This is a genomic window from Natronobacterium gregoryi SP2 (assembly GCF_000230715.2).
Lineage (GTDB): Archaea > Halobacteriota > Halobacteria > Halobacteriales > Natrialbaceae > Natronobacterium > Natronobacterium gregoryi.
This window is the reverse complement of sequence record NC_019792.1, coordinates 1678538-1700611: the sequence shown is the minus strand read 5'-3', so window position 1 is coordinate 1700611 and position 22074 is coordinate 1678538. Positions and strand designations below refer to the sequence as shown.

General features: G+C 64.0%; 20 protein-coding genes and 1 pseudogene. 14 read left to right on the top strand and 7 right to left on the bottom strand.

Features of this window, described 5'->3' with window-relative positions; genetic code table 11:
- The first annotated feature begins 231 nt into the window (after nucleotides 1-231).
- Nucleotides 232-714 carry a GNAT family N-acetyltransferase gene (locus NATGR_RS08375; protein WP_005578379.1) on the top strand — a complete coding sequence of 161 codons (483 nt, stop codon included), beginning with the start codon at nucleotides 232-234 and terminating at the stop codon, nucleotides 712-714.
- Between the two features lie 68 nt (nucleotides 715-782).
- Here the strand turns inward: NATGR_RS08375 and NATGR_RS08370 are convergent, their stop codons facing one another.
- On the bottom strand, nucleotides 783-1010 hold the full coding sequence (locus NATGR_RS08370) for a hypothetical protein (protein ID WP_005578380.1): 228 nt from the start codon (nucleotides 1008-1010) through the stop codon (nucleotides 783-785).
- The gene (locus NATGR_RS08365) at nucleotides 1003-2211 is read right to left on the bottom strand and encodes an inorganic phosphate transporter (RefSeq protein ID WP_005578382.1); all 1209 of its coding nucleotides are present in this window, start codon (nucleotides 2209-2211) and stop codon (nucleotides 1003-1005) included. The genes NATGR_RS08370 and NATGR_RS08365 overlap by 8 nt, the downstream gene beginning before the upstream one ends.
- Nucleotides 2212-2633: 422 nt before the next feature.
- On the opposite strand from NATGR_RS08365, the gene mdh reads away from it, so the two are divergent.
- Nucleotides 2634-3545 (top strand): malate dehydrogenase, encoded by a 912-nt coding sequence (gene mdh / locus NATGR_RS08360; protein WP_005578384.1) that lies wholly within the window; start codon nucleotides 2634-2636, stop codon nucleotides 3543-3545.
- A 180-nt stretch (nucleotides 3546-3725) separates the two neighbouring features.
- On the opposite strand, the gene NATGR_RS08355 is transcribed toward mdh, so the two are convergent.
- Complete coding sequence (locus NATGR_RS08355; RefSeq protein WP_005578386.1) at nucleotides 3726-3971, bottom strand: ferredoxin; 246 nt, start codon at nucleotides 3969-3971, stop codon at nucleotides 3726-3728.
- A 140-nt stretch (nucleotides 3972-4111) separates the two neighbouring features.
- On the opposite strand from NATGR_RS08355, the gene NATGR_RS08350 reads away from it, so the two are divergent.
- The 4 genes from NATGR_RS08350 to NATGR_RS08335 all read left to right on the top strand — a co-directional run bounded on the left by NATGR_RS08350 (nucleotide 4112) and on the right by NATGR_RS08335 (nucleotide 6700).
- On the top strand, nucleotides 4112-4882 hold the full coding sequence (locus NATGR_RS08350; protein ID WP_005578388.1) for a class I SAM-dependent methyltransferase: 771 nt from the start codon (nucleotides 4112-4114) through the stop codon (nucleotides 4880-4882).
- A 152-nt stretch (nucleotides 4883-5034) separates the two neighbouring features.
- Complete coding sequence (locus NATGR_RS08345) at nucleotides 5035-5502, top strand: TIGR00725 family protein (RefSeq protein ID WP_005578390.1); 468 nt, start codon at nucleotides 5035-5037, stop codon at nucleotides 5500-5502.
- A gap of 51 nt (nucleotides 5503-5553) precedes the next feature.
- Entirely contained in the window at nucleotides 5554-5988 is a 435-nt protein-coding gene (locus NATGR_RS08340; RefSeq protein ID WP_005578392.1) for a GNAT family N-acetyltransferase, read from the top strand.
- Between the two features lie 61 nt (nucleotides 5989-6049).
- On the top strand, nucleotides 6050-6700 hold the full coding sequence (locus NATGR_RS08335; RefSeq protein ID WP_005578395.1) for an Sjogren's syndrome/scleroderma autoantigen 1 family protein: 651 nt from the start codon (nucleotides 6050-6052) through the stop codon (nucleotides 6698-6700).
- A gap of 5 nt (nucleotides 6701-6705) precedes the next feature.
- Here NATGR_RS08335 and NATGR_RS08330 read toward each other — a convergent pair whose 3' ends face one another.
- Nucleotides 6706-9117, bottom strand: coding sequence for a DEAD/DEAH box helicase (locus NATGR_RS08330; protein ID WP_005578397.1), 2412 nt, complete (start codon nucleotides 9115-9117; stop codon nucleotides 6706-6708).
- A 119-nt stretch (nucleotides 9118-9236) separates the two neighbouring features.
- Between NATGR_RS08330 and NATGR_RS08325 the strand changes: the two genes are divergently transcribed.
- A complete protein-coding gene (locus NATGR_RS08325) occupies nucleotides 9237-9707 on the top strand; it encodes a flavin reductase family protein (RefSeq protein ID WP_015233463.1) in 471 nt (156 codons plus the stop codon).
- On the opposite strand, the gene NATGR_RS08320 is transcribed toward NATGR_RS08325, so the two are convergent.
- Nucleotides 9699-10283, bottom strand: a complete 585-nt coding sequence (locus NATGR_RS08320; RefSeq protein WP_005578407.1) for a diacylglycerol/polyprenol kinase family protein — start codon at nucleotides 10281-10283, stop codon at nucleotides 9699-9701. The genes NATGR_RS08325 and NATGR_RS08320 overlap by 9 nt on opposite strands.
- Nucleotides 10284-10821: 538 nt before the next feature.
- Here NATGR_RS08320 and NATGR_RS08315 point away from each other — a divergent pair.
- From NATGR_RS08315 to serA, 6 genes are all read left to right on the top strand, one after another.
- On the top strand, nucleotides 10822-12267 hold the full coding sequence (locus NATGR_RS08315; RefSeq protein ID WP_015233462.1) for a DUF6498-containing protein: 1446 nt from the start codon (nucleotides 10822-10824) through the stop codon (nucleotides 12265-12267).
- A gap of 493 nt (nucleotides 12268-12760) precedes the next feature.
- The gene (locus tag NATGR_RS08305; protein ID WP_005578412.1) at nucleotides 12761-14308 is read left to right on the top strand and encodes an ABC transporter substrate-binding protein; all 1548 of its coding nucleotides are present in this window, start codon (nucleotides 12761-12763) and stop codon (nucleotides 14306-14308) included.
- A gap of 8 nt (nucleotides 14309-14316) precedes the next feature.
- Nucleotides 14317-15267 (top strand): nickel ABC transporter permease, encoded by a 951-nt coding sequence (gene nikB / locus NATGR_RS08300; RefSeq protein WP_005578413.1) that lies wholly within the window; start codon nucleotides 14317-14319, stop codon nucleotides 15265-15267.
- Nucleotides 15264-16172 carry a nickel transporter permease gene (gene nikC / locus NATGR_RS08295; protein ID WP_005578414.1) on the top strand — a complete coding sequence of 303 codons (909 nt, stop codon included), beginning with the start codon at nucleotides 15264-15266 and terminating at the stop codon, nucleotides 16170-16172. Before nikB ends, nikC begins: the two co-directional genes overlap by 4 nt.
- 8 nt (nucleotides 16173-16180) lie before the next feature.
- Entirely contained in the window at nucleotides 16181-18364 is a 2184-nt protein-coding gene (locus NATGR_RS08290; RefSeq protein ID WP_005578416.1) for an ABC transporter ATP-binding protein, read from the top strand.
- A gap of 87 nt (nucleotides 18365-18451) precedes the next feature.
- Nucleotides 18452-20035 carry a phosphoglycerate dehydrogenase gene (gene serA / locus NATGR_RS08285; RefSeq protein WP_005578418.1) on the top strand — a complete coding sequence of 528 codons (1584 nt, stop codon included), beginning with the start codon at nucleotides 18452-18454 and terminating at the stop codon, nucleotides 20033-20035.
- Between the two features lie 107 nt (nucleotides 20036-20142).
- On the opposite strand, the gene NATGR_RS08280 is transcribed toward serA, so the two are convergent.
- Both NATGR_RS08280 and NATGR_RS08275 read right to left on the bottom strand, forming a co-directional pair.
- Nucleotides 20143-21012: a hypothetical protein gene (locus NATGR_RS08280; RefSeq protein ID WP_005578420.1), complete on the bottom strand. Its 870-nt coding sequence runs from the start codon at nucleotides 21010-21012 to the stop codon at nucleotides 20143-20145.
- 80 nt (nucleotides 21013-21092) lie between these two features.
- The gene (locus tag NATGR_RS08275) at nucleotides 21093-21611 is read right to left on the bottom strand and encodes a GNAT family N-acetyltransferase (RefSeq protein ID WP_005578421.1); all 519 of its coding nucleotides are present in this window, start codon (nucleotides 21609-21611) and stop codon (nucleotides 21093-21095) included.
- Between the two features lie 108 nt (nucleotides 21612-21719).
- Here NATGR_RS08275 and NATGR_RS20545 point away from each other — a divergent pair.
- Nucleotides 21720-21982: pseudogene (locus NATGR_RS20545) on the top strand (type II toxin-antitoxin system PemK/MazF family toxin).
- The last annotated feature ends 92 nt before the right edge of the window (nucleotides 21983-22074 follow it).

Here is a 22074-nt window from a genome sequence, read left to right as displayed (position 1 = left end):
TCTGTCGTGAGTGTCGTCCGAATCACGAGAAAGAACGATGTCTGTTCAGTGGTAACATTCAACTGCCGGCCGGTCGGCGAACCACGGGGGATACGGGGGCATCCCCGTGGTCGTGGGGGGTCCCTCCCCTTTTCGTACAGTCGCTACTGCCAGCAGTGTCGGACGTTCGGTGGCGTCCAGCCTAACAGCGCCGGTAACAGTACTTTGTCAATCGATGTCGTAGCCGTCGACATGGAGATCCGACCAGCCACCACCGACGACCGCGAGCGGATTCGTAAAGTGGCCCGCAGGACCTGGCACGATACCTACGACGAACTCGAGGACGAGACCATCGACGCCACGATCGAGGAGTGGTACGGCGACGACGCACTCGAGACGGCGATGACCAAGCCCGGGACCACGTTTCTGGTCGCCGAGAAAGACGGCGAGGTCGTCGGCTTCACCCACGGTGTCGTCACCGAAGAGGAAGGCGACATTCTGCGGCTGTCCGTCCACCCAGACTACCAGGGTGAGGGTCTCGGGACTGCCCTTTACGAGCGTCTGCGCGAGGATCTGCAAGACTTCAACATGGGGCGCATGCGGGCGATCGACCTGGCCTCGAACGAGGAGGCAAAGCAGTTCTACGAACACCACGGCTTCGAGCGGACCGACGAGGACACGGTCGAGATCGGCGGCAAAGAGCGGACGGAAGCGGTGTACACGGTGGAACTGTAAATCGCCTCGGGGTCAAGCCCCGTGGCATCCACCTCGATTTTTCTGTGACTCGTTTCGGGCCGAGTCGTTCAAGGAGCGAAGGCTCCCGCCATCCACGAGACTGACGGCAAACACTTGCCGAGCACCTCGAGTCCAGTCGACGAGTACACGTTCGAAGAGTCCGGATCGGCGTCGGTGCCGTCGTCTTCGGTGCTGGACTCGCGTTCGTCTCGCCGCTGCTTGGACTGCTCGGCGTCTTCGTCGGGGCCCTCGCGGTCGGCGGGAGCTACGACGTCGGCGGCGTAGACATCATCCACCGATCACGGCCGCCAGCAGCTGGTAGAGTCCGTAGCCGACGACGACCGAACTCCCGAGTGTCAGCAGCCAGAAGGTGACGGTAAAGCCGATCTTCTCTTTGGAGACGCCGGCAGAGCCCGCTGCCAGCCCGCCCCCGATGACCCCCGAGAGGATGATGTTGTTGAGCGAGATCGGGATGCCGAGTGCGATCGCCAGTTGTGCGATGACGAACCCGGGAACGAGCGCCGCAATCGACCGTCGGACGCCGAGCTGGGCGTACTCCCTCGAGGTCGCCTGCAACAGCCGCGGCGCGGCCATCCAGGCACCGGCAAGAATGCCCGTCGCCCCTAATGCGAGCAGCGTAATTCCCGGGAGTTCGAGTTCGACGCGGAACAGATTCTCGAGCGGGCCGGTCGCGAGTCCGACCTGCGAACCGCCGGAAGAGAAGGCGACGATCCCACCGAGGACGAGCAGGAACGAGCGGATACCCTCCTGGACGGAAGCGCGGACTCGCTTTCGAACCCAGTAGAACGCGAGCACGCCGGCAGCGGTCGTCACGAGGACGGTTCCGAGGTCGACGCCACCGGCGAGCATCGGACCGCCACCGAACTGTCGGGAGACGAAGCGGGCGAGAGTACCCTGATCGGCGACGGGATCGGGAATGACGCCGAGTCTGATGTTCGCGACGATTGCCCCGACGATTCCGGCCAGTAGTGGAACACCCACCGTCTCGGGCACGTCGTCCCGCCGGAGGATCGTTGCCGTCGCGTAGGCGAGTCCACCCGACATGAACGGGACGAGTATCCAGAACGTGCCGAGTCGCTGGTAGGTTGCCGTTGCGGGATCACCGCCCAGAGAGAGGCCGACCCCGATCATCGCGCCCGTCGTCGCGAACGCTGCCGGAATCGGGTACCGCGTGTAGATACCGACGGCCATGTACCCCGCTGCGGTGAGCAGGCCGGCCGTCGCTGCAAGCGGCGTGATCGCTACACCGTCGATCAGGTCCGCGCCGACTGTCTCCGAGATGCTTCCACCCTGCAACAGCGCGCCGGCGGCCGCGAGAAGACCGATGACGAACGCAGCCTGCATCGTCGAAATAGCGTTCGCACCGATTGCGGGGGCAAACGGTGGCGAGTTGCTGTTGGCTCCGAGCACCCACGCCATGAACAGACAGGTGAGGATCGCAGTTCCGACGAGAGCGACGAACGACAGTGCCACCATTCCGTTTCCCGTCTTTCGATGACTGGCCGCATAAGCGTTCTTCCTTCTTCGAGACGGTACCCGAGTGGCTAGAAGCGGTACGAGCAGCGATCCACCCGTGCTGGATCGATCCGGCTCACACGACCCGGGGCCGGCCCGCAGTCGTCCGGTGGACCGGTACTGGCTCATACTGTCGGACAGAAGTCGATACGAAGTCGGTCGCGGATTCGCGGCCGTCTCCATCGGTGACGGCCCCAGCAGAGCGATCGGTCGTCACGTCGTTCTGTCCGGCAGTATCAACGTTCGAACCTCGAGGCGCAACTCCACGGGCCGGGTTGTGGCCCGAAGAGGTTCGACAGTCGACGTATTTGCTGTCGTCAATGTCAGGTTTACGTAGAGAATCCGACGGATTTAACGCGGGGGCGGGCGCAGTTTTACGTGGTATGACGAAAGTTAGCGTGGTTGGCGCGGCCGGAACGGTCGGGGCCGCCGCTGCCTACAACATCGCGCTTCGGGACGTTGCAGACGAACTCGTACTCGTCGACATTCCGGACAAGGAAGACGACACGGTCGGGCAAGCCGCCGACGTAAACCACGGCGCTGCCTACGATTCGAACACGACGATCCGGCAAGGCGGCTACGCCGAGACGGCGGGCTCGGACGTGGTCGTCGTCACCGCCGGCATCCCGCGCCAGCCAGGCCAGACCCGAATCGACCTCGCAGGTGACAACGCACCGATTATGGAGGACATCGGCTCCTCGCTGGCCGAGCACAACGACGACTTCGTCACCGTCACCACGTCGAACCCGGTCGACCTCCTGAACCGGCACCTCTACGAGACCGGCGACCGCGCCCGCGAGAAGGTGATCGGTTTCGGGGGCCGACTCGACTCCGCCCGGTTCCGCTACGTTATCAGCGAGCGTTTCGACGCACCCGTCCAGAACGTCGAGGCCACCATCCTGGGCGAACACGGCGACGCCCAGGTACCCGTCTTCTCGAAGGTCCGCGTCGACGGCCAGGATCTCACGTTCGACGACGAGAAAGAGGAACTACTCTCCGAACTCCAGACCTCCGCGATGAACGTCATCGAGAAGAAAGGCGCAACGCAGTGGGGCCCCGCCACGGGCGTCGGCCACACGGTCGAAGCCGTCCTCCGCGACACCGGCGAGGTGCTGCCCTGCAGCGTCACACTCGAAGGCGAGTACGGCCACGAGGACACCGCCTTCGGGGTCCCGTGTAAGCTCGGTGCCGACGGCGTCGAAGAGATCGTCGAGTGGGACTTAACCGAGTTCGAGCGCAACCAGCTCGGGGAGGCCGCCGAAAAGCTCTCCGAGCAGTACGACGAAATCGCGTAATCGCGGCTGCTGCGTTTCTTTTTCGTCACCCGACCGAGCCGCTCGCGGCTGGGGTCAGTACCGAGAAACCGAGCGGCGATCCGGAAGTGACAGTCGACGCGTTCGAGTGTTCACGAGGGAAGGAGCCGACGCTCAGCCGACCGCACAGGAGCTGTGCGACGCAGTGATGCGGCAGAACCGTCAGGGGACCAACTGCTCACCGTCGTCGTCGTAGATCGTGATCGCGTCGACGGGACAGGTGCGGGCGGCGAACTTCGCGTCGAGTTCCGCGTCCTCGGGCACCTCGCGGGCGAACACGCCATCCTCGACCTCCTCGCTGTCCTCGAGGATTGCCTTCCCCTTCGATTTGTCCTCCGTGAAAGCGTCCCATTCGGCGACACACTGGAACATCCCGATGCAGGTGTCCTCGTCGAATTCGACTTGCATGCTCGACCGTTCGTCCGAGTCGGGTAAAGCCCTGACGGGACCGGTTCGGAAGCAGTCCGAACCAGCAGCATCTATGCGATGTGTTAGTCGGAACCATATGTCATCATAATTTTATTATCGGGCGTCGCGTTCGTCGGCCTATGGAAACGGATCACCGATCCGAACTGCAGGGACGTGAACGCGCCGATCCACTCGGACGGGCGATGCTCGCCTTCCAGCGCGACGAACCCGGGCGACTGCTGTATCGCGACGGCTCGCGGACCCAGGACGGCCGTATCCGCGAATTCTACTTCCAGCCACCCGAAGAGTGGCGCGACCAGACGATCGACCTCCTCGAGCGCCTGACCGACCGCGAGCCGATCCTCGACGTCGGCTGTGGTGCGGGCCAGCACGCGCTGTGGTGGCAGGAACGCGAGGTCGACGCCGTAGGGATCGACACGAGTCCAAGAGCCGTTCGGACAGCACGCGAGCGTGGCCTCGAGGACGCCGCCGTGATGGACATGTTCGAGCTCGGAGTCGACGACCGATTCGGTGCCGTTCACTGCGTTGGGACACAACTCGGACTCGGCGGTTCGCTCGCGGGGGTCGAGACGGTACTCGAGTCGTTCGCCCACATCACCGACGATCGTTCGGTTGCGGTCGTCGATAGCTACGATCCGACTCGAGCCGAGCGGGAGGTATTCGGCTATCGGCCCGATCTCCGTGAGGGCCTCGCCCACCGGTGCTTTCACTTCGAGTTCGTCCGCGACGGAGGCAAGCGCCACGAACGAATCGTCGGGTCGACGTTGCACTTCCTACTGTGTTCGCCCGATCGGCTCCGCGAAGCAGCAGCTGAAACGTCGTGGCAAGTAACTCTCGTTCTCCGCGAAGACGATGCAAGTGGCTACTACTGGGCCATGCTCGAGCAGTAGCGGCCAGTACTGTGCCATCCGCCGACTGACGAGTCGAACCAGTCCACACGACCGGGTTTGGCCCACCCGCGCCCAGAACCGATCACACCGATACATCGGTACAGCAGTCTGTCCCAGTGGTTACTACAGGGTTCCGGGGCGGTTCCTCGAGTATGAACGAGCGGATTAGCGTCATCGGCGGCGGTACGATTACCGACGAACAGCGTGAGCGCGCAGTTGCGGTCGGCCGTGAGCTCGGCGCGCGTGGACACACGGTCGTCTGTGGCGGCCGCGGCGGGACGATGGAAGCCGTCTGTCGCGGTGCCACCGACGAAGGTGGCGAGACGATCGGTATTCTGCCGGGCGACCGCCGCGAGGCCGCCAACGACTACGTCGATACCGCCATCGTGACCGGACTCGGCCACGCGAGGAACGCGCTCGTTCCTCTCAACGGCGACGCGGTCATCGCGCTCGCCGGCGGCGTCGGCACGCTCACCGAGGTCGGCTTCGCAGGGATCTACGATCGGCCTATCGTCGGCCTCGAGACCCACGACGTTTCCGAGCGAGCGTTCGGCGTTTCCGTCGAACCCGTCGAGACGCCCGAAGCCGCAGTCGACGCAGTCGAGCGAGCGCTCGAGTGAGCGGCCAGCGAGAACCGACACCACCTTTTCGCTTCGGACGGGCGACTCGATATGAGCGACAGTGAGGAGACGCGAACGGACCCGTACGCGATTCGCAAACGCCTTCCCGAGCCGGAGACGTTCGCTCGCCTGCGCGAGGCCGCCGGGATGACACCCCGGTCGTTCGAGGGGATCGAACGCGGCCTTCCGCACTCGCTGTACGGCGTCGTCGCGGTCCACGAGCCGACCGACGAGGTCGTCGGGATGGGACGGATCGTCGGTGACGACGGCACTGTCTACCACATCTCAGACATGGCCGTCCACCCGGACCACCAGCGTCAGGGGCTTGGAACGCGGATCATGGAGCACCTCGAGGCGTACGTCGAGGAGACGGCACCGCCGAACGCCTACGTGAACCTGCTGGCGGACGTCGACGGCTTCTACGAGCAGTTCGGTTACGAGGAGACCCGTCCCGCCTCGAAGGGGATGTACCGCCGGACAGAGTGAGTTCGCTTTCGTCGTCTGACCCTTCGCAGGTTTTTCGACGGACGAGTGCATCTAGACGATCATGAGCGACTTCGACAAGGAAGCCGAACGCGAGAAGCTTCGCGAGAAGTACGAACGCGACGAAGCCGAACGGAAGGCGACCCAGCGGATGAGCGACCTCCTGTTGAAGGGCGCGACGATGACCAACGCCCACTGTGGGACCTGTGGCGACCCGCTTTTCAAAGACGACGGCGTCACGTTCTGTCCGAGCTGTCACGGCAACCCAGACGCCGTCCAGGGGACCGACCTCGAGGCCCAGCCAGCCCAAGAGGAGAGCGAAGACGGTGCCGCCGAACGGGAACGCCACGAGACCGAACGAGTCGACGAGCACCAGAGTCGGCCCGACGACCGATCGCAAGACTCGGCTCACGATCGGGACCGCTCCCGCCGAACCGACGAAAACGAGACGCGTGCAACGAGCGACTTGCCGACGACCAGAGACGAGGTTTCTCCTGCCGTCCGTACCCCGCCCGCACAGACCGGCCGACGAGATCACCCCCAGTCACGAGAGACGACAGATCGCGGCGACGACTTCGAGTCCGCCCGCGCCTCGCTTCAGGAGACTCTCGAGCGATTCGCCGCCGAAGCCGCAGCGGCCGACGATCCGCGGTACGCAACAGAGTGCCTCGAGGCTGCCCACGAGGCGGCCGAGACGCTGCAGGTGCTTCGTTGATGCGACTACGTCGAGCCGGTGTACTCACTCCCGATCACTTCTCGCATCCGTTCGGCAGTCACCTGGCCGACGCCGTTTGCCCCCTGTAGTTCGTCCTCGCTGGCGATCATCACGGCTTCGACGGTGCCAAACTCCTCGAGCAGCGATCGCGCGGTGACGGGCCCGATTTCGGCAATCGAGGAGACGACGTACTCCTGCTGTTCGGCCAGCGTTTTCGACTGTTTCTCGCCGTGGACCGACACTTCGCGGTCGCTGGTCTCTTGTTCGCGGCCCGCGATCACGGCAAGCAGTTCTGTCGTCCGCTCTTCGCTTTCCGTTCGCAGGACGCTCGCGTCGAAATCGACCGCGAGACTCGAGAGCGCGCCCCGGACGGCGTTCGGGTGGATGTCCCGCTGTTCGTACAGCCCCTCGCCCTCGACGATCACGATCGGCCGGGAGTAGTGACGCGCCATCGCACCGACCTGTTCGAACATCGATCGGTCGCCGCCGACCAGCGAGTCGACGAAGTCCGCGACGGACTTGCGCTCAACGATCACTCGATCGGAGAGGACGTAGTCGCCGACCTCGAGTGTCTCGAGTCGCACCTCGATCCCGTCGCGTTTCGAGAGGTCGCGCGCAATGTTCGCGTCCATCTCGCGCTGGTCGGCGACGACCTCGATTCCGTCGTCCGCCGTGGAGGGCTCGTGGGTTTCGACGGCAGGGTCGTCGGCATCGACGCCTTCGTCGAACTCCTGCAGGCCGGGATCGGCTACCCCTTCGCTTCCGCTGGAAGAGTCGGGGACAGCGCCGGGATCGTCGCCGTCGTCGTTCACTTCCGCTCCGCTCTCGAAGTCGGCCAGTGACTGCTGGGAGTCGTCCAGTTCCTCCTCGAGTTCGTCGGCCATTCCCTTGAGCTCGCGGAGTTCGTCTTCCATCTCCTGTTCGCGCCGGCGGGAGATCCAGAAGTAGGCCTCGTCACGGGTATCTTCGGCCATGAGGACGACGACCCGTCCTTCCGACTGGCGTCCCGTCCGTCCTTTGCGCTGGATCGACCGGATCGCGGTGGGGACGGGTTCGTAGAAGAGGACGAGGTCGACTTCCGGCACGTCCAGTCCCTCTTCGGCGACCGACGTGGAGATGAGCACTTCGAACTCGCCGGCGCGGAAGTCGTCGAGAACCTCCTGTTGCTCGTTTTGGGTCATTCCATCGCTCCCTTCACGGTCACCCTGGCCGACAAACCGTTTGGCTTCGAAACTCTCGCTCAGGAAGTCCGTCAGTGCCTCTGCCGTGTCGCGAGACTCCGTGAAGACGATCACGCGCTCGCCGTCCTCGAGGCCGAGTGTCTCCGCGAGTATCATTCGGGTCTTGCGGTACTTCGGGTGCAACTGGTCGAACTCCTCGCCCTTGCGCATCGCCTCGCGGACGCGGGGGTCCGAGACGAGTCGCTGGCTAGCCTTCGAAGCCCCCGACGAACGGGCCTGGTTGCGCTGGCGGTCGAAGTACCGCCGGACTGCCTCGACGCTTTGTGTCTCGACGAGCGTCACCGCCTGGCGGAGCTTCATCACCTCCGCGTGAATGGACATCCCCTCGAACCCCTCCGACTGGTCGTTGTTGATCAGTTTCTGGAGTTCGGCCCGCATCGCGTTCAGTTCCTTCTGGGACTGATCGGGCTGAGTCGAGTCCGCGATACCCATCTCCTTTAATTTCTCGAGGCGATCCTTGATCACGTCGTTCAAGGCGTCGCGGATCTCGAGTACCTCCTCGGGGAGGTCGATTCGCTCCCACTCGACGTCGGTGTCGTGGGTGAACTCCGAGACGTCGGCGTCCTCCTCGGTCATCACCTCGACTTCCTCGATACCCAGGTTCTCACAGACCTCGAGAATGGTTTCCTCGTCGCCGCCAGGCGAGGCGGACATCCCCGTCACGAGTGGCTGTTTCGCGTCGGCGTGGTAGCGTTCGGCAATGTAGTTGTAGGCGTAGTCGCCGGTCGCGCGGTGACACTCGTCGAAGGTGCAGTGAGTGACGTCGGCAAGCGAGACCCGCGAGCCGACGAGGTCGTTCTCGATCACCTGCGGCGTCGCCATCACGACCGTCGCTTCCTCCCAGGTCGCGGCGCGGTCCTCGGGGCTGACATCGCCCGTGAAGACGACGATCTGTTCGTCGGGGATCTGGAGAGCCTCCCGGTAGAAGTCCGCGTGTTGCTGGACGAGCGGCTTCGTCGGCGCGAGCATCAGCGACTTCCCGCCGACCTCCTCGAGTCTGCGGGCGGTCACGAGCAGGCTCACTGTCGTCTTCCCCAGTCCCGTGGGGAGACAGACGAGCGTGTGGTGGTCCGCGGCCGTACCCGCGAGTTTCAACTGGTAGAGCCGCCGCTCGAGAAAGTCGGGCTCGAGAAGCGGATGCTCGATCGAGGGGATATCCTCGTCCGTCCCTGCCATTGCCAGCGATTCGACGCGGGATCGGTTAAGGATTCGCGTATCGAGGTGCAAGTGAAGCGCTGGCGTCACTCCGCTCCCCTTTGTGAAGATATATCACGACCCATGCGAAACGCCAGAGCATGCAGGCACCGACGGAGTCACTCGAGCCCGACGAGCGCGGCCGAATCATCAAGTCCGCGGTCACACCGCGACCGATCGCCTGGATCTCGACGACGAGTACTGACGGCGTCGACAACTTCGCCCCGTTCACCAGCTACAACTACGTCTCCTCGGCGGAGCCGGTCGTGATCTTCAACACGCCCGACGCCGAGGGCGACGAGCAGAAAGACACTCCGCGAAACGTCCTCGAGACCGAGGAGTTCGCCGTCAACGTCGTCACCGAGCCGCTGGCCCAGCGGATGAACACGACCGCCGCCTCGCTCGAGGCAGACGAAAGCGAGTTCGACTACGCCGAGGTCGAGCGGGCGGCGTGTGAGACGATCGAGCCACCGCGGGTCGCCGACGAACTCGGCTGTACGGTCTCGACGGCTTCAGCGTTATTTTGGCGTGGGGCTCGAGCGATCGACGGCGCGCTCGATCGTCTACAGTAGCCACAGGACGACCCAGGCCAGTACGCTCGCGTAGATGGGGATCGTCAGGTTGTCGTCGACGATGTAGCCACGAATGGAGAGTTTGATCCCGTCGGCGAGGGTCGCCCCCAGTGCTGCCCCGACAACTGCGAGCGGGTGCTCGTAGAGGAACGGGGAAGCCAGGATCGCGCTCACGACGAACATCGTACCGAGCACTTTCGGTCCCTTCACGCGTTTCAGCGTGTTGTCCGAGACCGCGCCGCTGATCGGATCGCCCAGCGCGAGCATCAACATCGCCGGCAGCGCGATCTGGGGCTCGAAGAGCAAGACGACGACCGTCATGCTGATCATGTAGAGCCCGTAGCCGGCGATCTTCTCCTGTTCGTACTCGCGGGTGAGCTTCTCGTAGATCCACCAGTCCAGTCCGATTCGGAGACGGACGAACTCGAGTGCGAGCGCACCGACCGCGAGGACCACCATCAAAACCTGGAACCGCGACCAGGCGAGTCCGACCGAGAGATAGTTCGCGAGCAGATAGAGTGCGACCAGTCCCGATCCGCTCGCATGGACGAGTCGTCGCTTCAGTTCGTCGGCCATCACGTCTCCCGTCGAACAACGAGACCTTCAGTCCGTCGGTTACGATTCTCGGTCTGGCACCGTCTACAGGCGGAGCAGGCCGAGTGCCTCGGGGTCGGACGGAAATCAGAGATTTCCGTGACTGAGACGGTTTGCTGTCAGTCAGTTCCGGCGCGACCACAGGATGGCTCGCGGTCGCGCCGGGAAATCGGTACAGCAAACCGTATGAGCGGAGCAAAGCTCCGCGATGTCTGCAAGACCGCTGGTCTCGCTTGATGACGAGACACTTTGCGTCTCGAACCGCGTGCCCCCGAGGCGGTTCACTGGCTTTCCAAACCGAACTGGCAATTTGATAGCAGTAGCGTCGACGACAAACGGTTCGACGGTGTGGCTACTTCGGTTCGGCCGGGTTCTGATACTGTCGAACAGAACTACGGGGGGAATTCGGCGCTTCCGTCCGGCGAACTCTCTTCATCGACTGCTGTCCGGCAGTACGAAAACGCCGGTCGATCGCGTGAAGCAGATAGTTTATGTAAAATCCCGGTCAAGTGTGGGAAGAATGCGGTCCCCGCGACTCCTCGAGCGGAACGACGAGACGGCCGGCTTTGTGCCGATTCTCCTGGCGAACCTCGTTCCACTCGTCGGCGTCGTCGCCCTCGAGTGGGACCCGGAGACGCTCGTCGTGATCTACGGCGTCGAACTCCTGCTGTCGCTGCTGCTGGCGGGTGGAACGGCGCTGTTCGCCCAGCGACCGCCACCGGACCGGGACGGCGTCGTGTCGGCATCGGACGCCCTGCTGACGGGAAAACGGGGGACACTGCGCCCGTTCGAGTCGCTGCCGCCGATCCACGTCCGAAACGTCCCGTTCGCGCTCGGTGTGGTCGTCTCCGTCACACTGTATGCAGTCGTCTTCGGCGTCATCGCATACATCGGTTTCCAGGGAGAGTGGACGCTGGAGTCGACTGCGGTCTTGCTGAGCGTCAGTGTCCTGCTTGTCGGGCAGTTTCTGGAGACGAGACGCCAGTATTTCCACGGGCGACGGTACGAACGAGTTTCTCCCTATGCCGTCATCGAGACGCCCGCAAGACAGGTGTTCGCGTTGCTGTTCGCGCTCGCGTTCGTCGGCGTCACCGTCGGGCTCGCTATCGGATCGACGGCCGTTCTCGTGATCGTCGTGTGTGTGAAACTGGCTGTCGAGTGGTCGGCGTACCGTGCGAACCGCACGGACGAGGACACGAACCGGTTCGTCGATCGATTCGTCGCCTGGTTCGCCGACCCGGAACCGAGTGACGCTCTCGACCCCGTCCGGGCACCGACGACGCCGCCGGAGACAAGAGTTCGACCGGCACGGACTGTCGTTCTCGAGGGGCTGTTCGTCGCGCTCCTGGCGACGGCAGTTTACACCATCTTCTTCGCCGGCGTCTGGTTGTTCGTCGTCCTCGTCGTCGTGGTCTGGACCGGGTCCGTGACGGTCTTCTGGATCGGCGTCGTCGCGACCGTTCTGCTAGTGATCGCGGTGATCGCAGTCCAGTATATCATGTACTACCTCGAGTACGGCACGCTCGAGTACCAGCGTCGCGACGACCACCTCGTCGCGTACGACCGCTTTCTCGCGGAGCCACAGTGGGCGGTTCGGATCGACGAGATACGGATCGCAACGATCGAACAGGATCGCCTCTTCGACCGGCTCCTCGGAACGCGAACGATCCGGGTGACAGCGGGCTGGGGCTCGGGTAAGACTGACCGACTGCTCGGCCCGGTCGCCGAACCTGACCGTGTCGCCGAAGCGTTCGAGTTACCTCTCGAGACGATCGCACTCGAGCCGATCGATCGCCGGTTCGCAGTTGGTTCGGTCGTGATGGTGGTTGCGGGCGTCCTCGCCGGCACCGTCGCGTTTCTCGCCCCCGATACGCTGGAGGAGTTCGAAGACGGCGTCCTGGCCGGGGCGTTTCTTCTGTTGTTTCTTGCGTCACATCTCTGGCATCGGGCGGTTCCCGATGGGTGATCGTTCTCGGCGGACAACGATACGATGTCGACGGCAGCCAGCCGGTTCGGTCGACCGGAACGAGCCGTCGACCGTTCGACTCCCCGCTCGAGACGCCTGTTCTCGGGGCGGTGCATCGACCGCTTTCGATCGAACGGTCGGTGCCGTCGTCGGAAGCCATCTGGTGTGATTCCGTGACACCTCTCGAGCAACGCCTGCGTGAGTCGGCGGCCGAACACACTCGCGGCTATCTGCTGTCGCCGAATCGCTTCTACCGGTCGGAATCCGATGTGCAGTCCTCGACCGTGATCGAAACGACTCCGAGACATCGAAATCGTTAACAAGTACATTTTCAATACAGCAAATACAGTTGTTCAATGATTGCAACACGTCGCCCTAACGGGAGTCACCGCCGACGAACACCACGTTGCGACCGCAAACAGCCGAACTCGGCGAGGACAACTGCCGTTTCGGTCCTCGTAACCACTGCCCTCGGCTCTCGAGTGGTCCAAGAATGACGCTCGAGGCCTCTCGCCGACGCGTTCTCGCCGGCATCGTCGGTGGCGGAATCGCCGGGTTCGCAGGCTGTGCGGAGTCTGCCTCCCGAGAGAACGACACGGGGTTCACGATCGCTCTGTCGTCCGACCCCACCTCGACGGACTCGTACGATACGTGGGGAGGAATGGCACCCTACTGGACGCGCGTCGTCGAACCACTGGTCTGGGGAACCGACGACATGCAGCCGAAACCGTGGCTGGCAGCCGACTGGAACGCGACCGACGACACGACGTGGGTGTTCGAACTCCGGGAAGGCGTTCGGTTCCACAACGGCGACGAACTCACCGCCGACGATGTCGTCCACTCCTTCGAGGAGGACATCCTCACCGACCGCGGTGATTTCGTCCACGGCTGGCTCCACCTGGAACCCGGCAGCGTCACGAAAATCGACGACTACACGGTCGAATTCGAAAACCGAGATCCGTTCCCCGGCTTTCCGGGAACGATCGCGCACAACATGATCGACATCCAACCGCCGGAAGCCGACCGGCAAGCAGGCGAGATCATCGGCACCGGGCCGTTCACGCTCGAAGAGATCGAAAACGGCCAGTACGTTCGCGTCGAACGGTTCGACGACTACTGGGGTGGCAAACCGAATCCCAGCGAACTCACGTTTCGGGCAGCCGAGGACGAAACGACCCGCACGGACCTGCTCGTCAGCGGCGACGTCGACGTGATCTACGATCCGGCGAAGAGTCGCGTCTCGTCGCTCCGGGAGCGCGACGACATCCGACTGACAACCCAGCAGTCGTCGGGTGCGACGTCCGTCTGGATCAATATCCATCGAACGCCGACGGACGACGTCCACTTCCGCCGAGCACTCAACTACGCTATTTCGCAGGAAGAAATCGTCGAAACGGTACTTGAGGAGATCGGCGAGCCCGCACGCGGCCCGATATCGACCGTCGTCGACTGGGCCGTCGACTCGGAACTGCCGACCTACGAACGCGACCGAGCGACCGCCCGTGACCTCGTCGACCAATCGTCCTACGACGGGGAGGAGCTGACCTGTCTCGTGGACAACGACATGGACAACGGACGGGACCTCGCCCAGATCCTCCAGGCCGAGTTCGACGACATCGGCGTCACCGTCGATATCAAAATCCTCGAGCGGGCGTCGCTCCAGGACCGAACGGACAGCGGCGAGTTCCACCTCGAGCTCGGCAGTACCGGTTCGAACAGCCCCGCTGCGGACTATATCATGTGGGAGAATTTCCACACGAGGGGGATCGAGAACAACGACCTCTACGAGGCCGACGGGACTGGGCTGTACAACCTCGGCGGCGACGTCGACGACCTGATCGAGACGGGATATCAGACGCACGATCCGGACGAGAAATACGAGGCGTACGTCGCGGCACAGCGACAGATCGTAGACGCCGCCGTCGTCGTCCCACTGTACTACCAGGAAGACGCCGTCGCGTTCGACGCTACTCTCGAGGGAATCGACCTCCATCCGATCGCCGCCCTCGTCGAGTGGCACGATCTTGCGAGAACGACCTGACGTGACGGATGAGACACATCAACTACCTCACGTACCGGCTGTTGACGGCGCTTTGCGTGGCGTTTGGCGTCTCGGTCGTCACCTACGGGCTGGTCTTTCTCACGCCCGGCGATCCGGCGAACGTGATCCTCAGACAGCAACTCGATCGACAGCCGTCCGCAGCCGAAATCGAAGCGTTTCGGACGGAACACGGCCTCGAAGATCCGGTTCCAATCCAGTACGCAAACTGGCTCACCGACATCGTCCGCGGCGATTTCGGCACGTCCTACTACAGCGACACGCCCGTTTCGACGCTCATTCTCGAGGCGGTACCGTTCACCCTCGAGTTGGCCGTTGCTGGGATGGTCGTCGCACTCGCAATCGCGGTTCCGACCGGCGTCCTCAGTGCCGTCTATCGGGGAACGTCGATCGATTACGCGAGTCAACTCGGCGCGTTGCTCGGCGTTTCGATGCCGAATTTCTGGCTCGGCTACCTGCTTATTCTGGTGTTTGCGCTCACGCTCGGCATCACACCGGTCGCCGGGGCAGGAAGTTACGACCGGCTGATCCTGCCGGCGATCACGCTCGGAACCGGGATGGCGGCCATCCTGACCCGCCTCGTCAGAGCCTCGATGCTCGAAGTGCTCGAGGCGGGGTACGTCGACGCCGCCCGGTCAAGGGGATTACGGGAGCGGATCGTCGTCTACAAACACGCGCTCCGGAACGCGCTCGTTCCCGTCGTGACGGTTCTCGGACTGCAGTTGGGATCGTTGTTGAACGGGGCGGTCGTCGTCGAAATCGTCTTCCAGCGGCCGGGACTCGGAACGCTGCTGGTCGATGCGGTGTTCGACCGTAACTACCCGGTCGTTCAAGGTATTGCCCTCTTTACGGCGGTCGTGTTCGTCGTCACGAACCTGTTCGTCGACCTGGCGTACCACTATCTCGATCCGCGGGTTGCGCTCGGGGGTGAGACGAGATGATCGACGGAATCGTCTCGGTCGGACGAAGCCTTCAGCGGCGGTACCGTGCGCTGTGCCGTTCGCGGAAACTGGCCGTGTTTTTCGCAAATCCGCTCAACGCTGCGGGTCTCGTGGTCGTCGCGACGGTGGTGGTCGTCGCTATCGTCGGCCCCGTCGTCGCGCCACACGACCCGACGAGTCAGGGGCTGGCAAACCGGTTGCAGGGACCGTCGCTGGCCCATCCACTGGGAACGGATCAACTCGGGCGGGACGTGTTTTCCCGGCTGCTCTACGGTGCTCGCCTGTCGCTCGGGATCGCCGTCGCCGTCACTGCGATCAGGCTCGTCCTGGGCTCGGCAATCGGTCTCGTCGCCGGCTACGTCGGCGGCTGGGTCGACGAGTTCCTGATGCGGCTGGTCGACGTCCAGCTCGCGTTCCCGGGGCTCGTGCTCGCGCTCGTGATCGCGGGGATACTCGGCCCCAGCCTGCGAAACGTGATGATCGCACTCGCGGTCGTCGGCTGGGGGTCTTACGCCCGGATCGTCCGCGGGAGCGTGCTCTCGATGCGAGAACGCGAGTTCATCGACGCAGCACAGCTCATGGGCGTCTCCCGGCCTCGAATCGCAGTTCGACATCTCCTGCCCAACGTCGTCAGCCCGGTCGTCGTCCTCGCTACGATGAATCTGGGCACGGTCATCCTGGGAACCGCCGGCCTCTCGTTTATCGGCCTCGGCGCACAGCCGCCGACCCCGGAGTGGGGGACGATGCTGTCGGCCGGCCGCCACCACCTCCGTGACGCCTGGTGGATCGCGAACGCGCCGGGCGCAGCGATCATGCTCACCGTCCTCGGGTTCAACCTGCTCGGGGACGGGCTCCGAGACGTACTCGATCCGAAACACGACGCGACCCTCGAGAAACCGACCTAAGTACAACGATGCGTTCAGTTCACACAGATTCGCCTTTCGACGCTGACTCGTCCAGTAACGGGGAGAGAGACGCCGATCAGCCGTTGCTCGCAGTCGACGACCTACAGACAACGTTTCGAACGCCGGACGGTGTCGTCCGCGCGGTCGACGGTGCATCGCTGACGGTCGGTGACGGCGAAATCGTCGGTCTCGTCGGTGAAAGTGGCTGCGGGAAGTCGGTAACGGCCCAGTCGATCGCCGGCTTACAGGACCCGGGCGAGATCACCGACGGAACGATCCAGCTCGACGGGATCGACGTGACTGCCGCAACCGACAGAGAGCTTCGCAGGCTCCGCGGAACGACCGTTTCGATGGTGTTCCAGAACCCCACCGAGACGCTCAATCCCGTCTTCGACGTCGGCGATCAGATTGCCGAATCGGTCAAGATTCACGACCAGCCCGACTCACAGCGGCTCCTCGACTACCTCCACGTACCGCCGTTCAGTCGCCGGTCGGAGTGGCGTGATTACCGTGACCGGGCCGTCGACCTCATGGAACAGGTCGGAATCGCGAGCCCCGAAGACCGCGTCGACGCCTATCCGCACGAACTCTCCGGCGGAATGTGCCAGCGAGCCAGTATCGCCAGCGCACTCGCGACCGACCCATCGTTACTGATCGCCGACGAACCCACGACCGCACTCGACGCGACGACCCAGGCACAGTTGCTGGACCGGTTCCGGCAACTCAACGAAGAACGTGACACGGCAATCCTCCTGATCACGCACGACCTCGGCGTCGTCGTCGAACTCTGCGATCGCGTCGTCGTGATGTACGACGGCGACGTGGTCGAAACCGGCCCGACCGAGCGGATTCTCGAGTCCCCGCGTCATCCCTACACCAGATCGCTGCTCGAGTGTCTGCCCCAGCGCGTTCCCCGCGGCGCTCGCTTGCCGACGATCGAGGGAGCGGTCCCCGAGTCCACCGAGGAGCGGACCGGCTGTTCGTTCGCTCCGAGATGCGATCACGCGACCGACGCCTGTCGAGCCGGCAAGATTCCGACGGTCGAGTTCGGAGGCGATCTGGGTCGTGCGACCTGTGGGGAACCGAGCGCACTCGAGAGCACCGCACGGACGGGCCACCCATCGGACCCCTCGGCCGCGACGGCGGCCGGAAGGGACGGTCCGAACGAAGGTGTCGCCGGCTCGAGTGCGGATCGATCGGGGCGACAGGCCGAGAGGTGTGGTTCCGACCCGCCGCTCGTCGAACTCGAGGCCGTTTCGAAACGCTACTCGCTTTCGGAAGGGACACTCGAGCGACTGCTCGGAACCGAGGAGTCGCTCCGAGCGGTCACCGATGTCGATCTCACGGTCCAGTCGGGTGAGACGGTCGCGCTCGTCGGCGAAAGCGGCTGTGGCAAGTCGACACTTGCGAATCTCGTGACTGGGCTCGAGACGCCGACGGAGGGAACGATTCGGTTCGACGGGCGAACAGTCGGACCGGCGGCCGAACGCACCCACGACGACCTCGCCGCCGTCGGCGTCGTCTTCCAGGACCCACGCTCGAGTCTCAATCCACGGCTGACAGTCGAGAAAGCGGTCGCCGAACCGCTGCACAGCCACGGGTGGAACCGGGAGCGCAGAGAAGCACGCGTCCAGGAGCTACTCGAGCAGGTCGGCGTTCCGGACCGGCACGCGACGAGCTATCCACACGAACTTTCGGGTGGGCAAGTACAACGCGTCGCCGTCGCTCGAGCGATCGCACTCGAACCACGGCTCGTCGTCCTCGACGAACCCGTCTCCGCACTCGACGTGTCGGTACAGGCGCGCATTCTCAACCTCCTGGCCGACCTCCAGGCGGAACTCGATCTGACGTATCTCTGTATCTCCCACGACCTCGGCGTCGTCGAACACGTCGCGGACCGCGTCGCAGTCATGTACCTCGGTGAACTGATGGAAGTCGGTCCCGTCGATCACGTGTTCGACCAGCCGAGCCACCCCTACACGAAGGCGCTGCTCGAGGCGATTCCATCGACCGACGCCGACGGCGAGCCATCCGGTCGGCCGCTCCCCGGAACGGTTCCGAGCCCGATCGATCCACCGGATGGCTGTGTCTTCCGGACGCGGTGTCCGCGAGCAGCACCCGAGTGTGCGAACCGCGACCCCGACCAGCAGCGACTCGGGCCGGTTCGATCGAAGTGTCATTTTCCGGAGTGACCGCAGCCGGTCGTCGGCCGGCCGGTAGTATTTGCCGCTCACCGCGACAACGGAAAGATTTACTCGTTCCAGCCGATTGTCTCGCGCATGAAAGTGCTTGTCACGGACCCCATCGCCGACGCGGGTCTGGACGTACTACGAGACGCCGGCCACGAGGTCGAAACGGGCTACGAACTCGAGGGCGAGGACCTCCTCGAAGCAGTCTCCGACGCCCACGGGCTGATCGTCCGTTCCGGAACGGACGTCACTGCAACCGTCCTCGAGGCAGCCGACGAGTTGGCTATCGTCGGCCGCGCGGGGATCGGCGTCGACAACATCGACATCGACGCTGCGACCGACGAAGGCGTCATCGTCGCCAACGCGCCGGAGGGAAACGTCCGCGCCGCAGCCGAACACACCGTCGCGATGACGTTCGCGACCGCACGGTCGATTCCGCAGGCCCACGTCCGCTTGAAAGACGGCGAGTGGGCAAAAAGCGACTATCTGGGTGCGGAACTGAACGGGAAGACACTCGGCATCGTCGGCCTCGGCCGTGTCGGTCAGGAAGTCGCCAAGAAACTCGACTCGCTCGGGATGGACGTCGTCGCTTTCGACCCCTACATCTCCGAGGACCGTGCGGCGCGTCTCGGTGCCGAACTCGTCGAGTTCGAGGCCTGCCTCGAGCGTGCCGACTTCCTGACGATCCACACGCCGCTGACCCCCGAGACTGAGGGGATGATCGGCGAGGAGGAACTCGACCTGCTCGAGGGAGGTCACCTCGTCAACGTCGGCCGTGGCGGCATCGTCCAGGAGGGCGCGCTCGCGGCGAAAGTCGAGGACGGAACCCTCGCTGGCGCGGCGCTCGACGTGTTCGCCGAAGAGCCCCTGCCCGAGAACTCGCCGTTGCTCGAGTACGACGGCGTCGTCGTCACGCCACACCTCGGGGCCTCGACGGAGGCCGCTCAGGAGAACGTCGCGACCTCGACCGCCGAACAGGTAAATGCCGCACTCGAGAGCGAACCCGTTACGAACGCCCTGAACGCACCCTCGATCGACGAGAGCGCGTTCCCCCGGGTCGAACCGTACATCGAAATCGCCGAGACCGCAGGCAAGGTCGCCGCCCAGTTACTCGACGGCCGCATCGAAGCGGTCGAAATCACGTACGAAGGCGAGATTGCCGAGGAGGACGTCGAGTTCGTCACCGCCTCGGCACTGAAAGGCGTCTTCGAACCGCTCGAGTGGCAGGTAAACGCCGTCAACGCACCACAGATCGCCGACGATCGTGGTGTCGACGTCACCGAGTCCAAGACTCGCCAGGCCGAAGACTTCCAGAGTCTCATCTCGGTCGAGGTCAGCAACGGCGACGAACAGATCGCAGTCGACGGCACTCTCTTTGCGGGTGACGATCCACGAATCGTCCGGATCGACGACTACCGGGTCGACGCGATCCCCCACGGGAAGATGGTCGTCACCCGGAACGCGGACGCACCCGGCGTCATCGGTCTTATCGGCAGTGTGATGGGTGAACACGACGTCAACATCGCGGGGATGTTCAACGCTCGCGAGGCCCACGGTGGGGAGGCACTGACCGTCTACAACGTCGACAGCCAGGTCCCCGACGAAGCCAAAGCAGAACTCAACGCCGACGAGCGGATCATCGACGTCGACTACATTACGCTGAACGGACAGTAGTAACCGCTCGCACCAGCGGCAAGTGGGTCCACCCACCGTATCCTCTCGTCGGACCGATCCGCGGCTGCTACAACGCCGTGCTGTTTGGATTCGCGGGCGTCGCCTGACTACGCGTCCGGCGGTGCGCCCACGACGATCGCCGTTCGGCCCTCCATCGACGACTCCACGACGTCGCCCGAGATAGTCTCGAGTCCCGACACCGTCTCCTCGGTCAGGTCCTCCTCACGGGCGAAGACGAACACCCAGGTCAGTTCGTCGGCTGTCGGCGACTCGCTCGAGACGCCCCAGAGGTAGATCCCGTCGATGTCGACGTTGTCGGCCATCGGCGGGCCGTAGTGGGCGGTGACGGTCTCGTCGTGTGGAAGCTGTCTGAACAGGTGCGTGAACTCGGGGTCGGCCTCCTCGAGACGTTCGTACTCGCCGCGGTGGGCGTCGATCCGGCGTTCGTAGTCGTCGCCGACGACGATCGCGCTCTCGCCGACGGCGATCCGTCGCGTCTCGCCGCGAACCTCGTCTTCGAGGACGGCGTAGCCGGCGTACTCGTCGACCTCTTCGACGTCGTCTGCGTCTGCGACGTTCTCGAGGATCGCCGCCGCGTCGAAGCGACCGAAGAAGACCTGCGTGAACGACTGAACGAGGTGGCCGTCGACGGTTTCGGTCGAAATTCCGAGGCCGTCCGGGAACCCCTCGCCCAGGTCGGTCTCCTCGGGGAACACTTCGGTGTAGTCGAATCGACGATTCCCGTCCATGGCAGTGTCCTCGAGCAACCAACTTCGGAACGTCGACGCCGTCTCCCAGTCGGGGTCGAGGTCGCGTTCCGGGGGTTCGGGTGGCCTCGAGTCGCCGCCACCGTCGTGGTCGGTGTCGTCGTCCTCGTCTTTCTCTTCCTCGTGGCCGTTACTGTCGCTACCGAGACAGCCGGCGAGTCCAGCCGCCGCGAGCGCGACGACGCTGCGACGCGTAACGGTGTGGTCCATACGAATCGCCACCACGAACGGAATAATAACGTCTCGTGACTGTCCGCTGAGTGAGAACGTCCGCAACTCGTGGCGGGGGGTTACAGAACCAGCGTGTAGATCGCCGTCCCGTAGGAGCCGTCACCGATCTCGATCTCGCCGGTATCCGTGTGCTCGAACCCCCGTTTCTCGTAGAACTTCCGGGCGTCGTCGTTCGCCACGAACACCTCGAGCCGGACGACCTCGATCAAGTCGGGAACCACCTCGAGTCCGCGCTCGAGCAAGGCGGTGCCGATGCCCTCGCCCCAGCAGTCGGGGTGGACGTAGATCGCCTTCAGTTCGGCGTCGTCGTCGCCGACGAACGCCTTCGTCTCCGCGTCTCCCCACCGGAGGTCGACGAACCCGCGAACCGCCCCGCCTTCGACCGCGATCAGGACGCCCGCCTCGGTTTCCGCGAGGGCGTCGACCCACCGCTCGACGTCCGTGCCGGTCGGATCGATGGGCTGGGACTCGAGGACCTCGTCGGGGAGAATCTCGTCGTAGGCTTCGCGCCACGCCAGTCCGTGAGCTCTGACGACTCCGCGGACGTCGTCTCGGTCCTCGATGTGTCGGATTTCCATGCAGTAGTGTTCGAGTGCGTTCGGTAAAAATAACGCTACCAAAGAACTCCGCGAGCCGTTCGGTATTCGGGGTGGAGACGGCGTTCTGACCGGGAAGAAGGCGATAAGATCGTCATCGTCGAGCTAGACCCGACACAGGGGTCAACACAGCGTGGAACTCGCCCGTGTCTCGTCGCCGAACTGTATCCGTACGAGGTGCCGGTGCCGGCCGACGAGTGTGCATTTCGCGAGGATTCTGTCGCACTCTGTAGCCAACTTCGAACGATTTCGATCGAACACCGAATCGCGGAAGTGGTCGGATCGATACCGGACGAGCGCCTGCAGAAGTCGATACTGCACTCGAGTACAGTCTCGGACTCTGTAACGTCTAATATCTCTCGTTCGTCGATCCCCTCTCGTTCGTCGACCTCCAGTCCGGAACTCGCTTCGTATTTCCGCCGAGAACCAGCAGCAAATCGGGAGA

Bases quoted from the DNA above. Each gene is read 5' to 3' on its own strand.
- NATGR_RS08330 (WP_005578397.1), bottom strand. From the start codon at position 9,117: ATGGCAGGGACGGACGAGGATATCCCCTCGATCGAGCATCCGCTTCTC.
- mdh (WP_005578384.1), top strand. From the start codon at position 2,634: ATGACGAAAGTTAGCGTGGTTGGCGCGGCCGGAACGGTCGGGGCCGCC.
- NATGR_RS08365 (WP_005578382.1), bottom strand. From the start codon at position 2,211: ATGGTGGCACTGTCGTTCGTCGCTCTCGTCGGAACTGCGATCCTCACC.
- NATGR_RS08350 (WP_005578388.1), top strand. From the start codon at position 4,112: ATGGAAACGGATCACCGATCCGAACTGCAGGGACGTGAACGCGCCGAT.
- NATGR_RS08315 (WP_015233462.1), top strand. From the start codon at position 10,822: ATGCGGTCCCCGCGACTCCTCGAGCGGAACGACGAGACGGCCGGCTTT.
- NATGR_RS08375 (WP_005578379.1), top strand. From the start codon at position 232: ATGGAGATCCGACCAGCCACCACCGACGACCGCGAGCGGATTCGTAAA.
- NATGR_RS08355 (WP_005578386.1), bottom strand. From the start codon at position 3,971: ATGCAAGTCGAATTCGACGAGGACACCTGCATCGGGATGTTCCAGTGT.
- NATGR_RS08340 (WP_005578392.1), top strand. From the start codon at position 5,554: ATGAGCGACAGTGAGGAGACGCGAACGGACCCGTACGCGATTCGCAAA.
- NATGR_RS08305 (WP_005578412.1), top strand. From the start codon at position 12,761: ATGACGCTCGAGGCCTCTCGCCGACGCGTTCTCGCCGGCATCGTCGGT.
- nikB (WP_005578413.1), top strand. From the start codon at position 14,317: ATGAGACACATCAACTACCTCACGTACCGGCTGTTGACGGCGCTTTGC.
- NATGR_RS08325 (WP_015233463.1), top strand. From the start codon at position 9,237: ATGCAGGCACCGACGGAGTCACTCGAGCCCGACGAGCGCGGCCGAATC.
- NATGR_RS08335 (WP_005578395.1), top strand. From the start codon at position 6,050: ATGAGCGACTTCGACAAGGAAGCCGAACGCGAGAAGCTTCGCGAGAAG.
- NATGR_RS08275 (WP_005578421.1), bottom strand. From the start codon at position 21,611: ATGGAAATCCGACACATCGAGGACCGAGACGACGTCCGCGGAGTCGTC.
- NATGR_RS08290 (WP_005578416.1), top strand. From the start codon at position 16,181: ATGCGTTCAGTTCACACAGATTCGCCTTTCGACGCTGACTCGTCCAGT.
- NATGR_RS08280 (WP_005578420.1), bottom strand. From the start codon at position 21,012: ATGGACCACACCGTTACGCGTCGCAGCGTCGTCGCGCTCGCGGCGGCT.
- NATGR_RS08320 (WP_005578407.1), bottom strand. From the start codon at position 10,283: ATGGCCGACGAACTGAAGCGACGACTCGTCCATGCGAGCGGATCGGGA.
- NATGR_RS08345 (WP_005578390.1), top strand. From the start codon at position 5,035: ATGAACGAGCGGATTAGCGTCATCGGCGGCGGTACGATTACCGACGAA.
- serA (WP_005578418.1), top strand. From the start codon at position 18,452: ATGAAAGTGCTTGTCACGGACCCCATCGCCGACGCGGGTCTGGACGTA.
- nikC (WP_005578414.1), top strand. From the start codon at position 15,264: ATGATCGACGGAATCGTCTCGGTCGGACGAAGCCTTCAGCGGCGGTAC.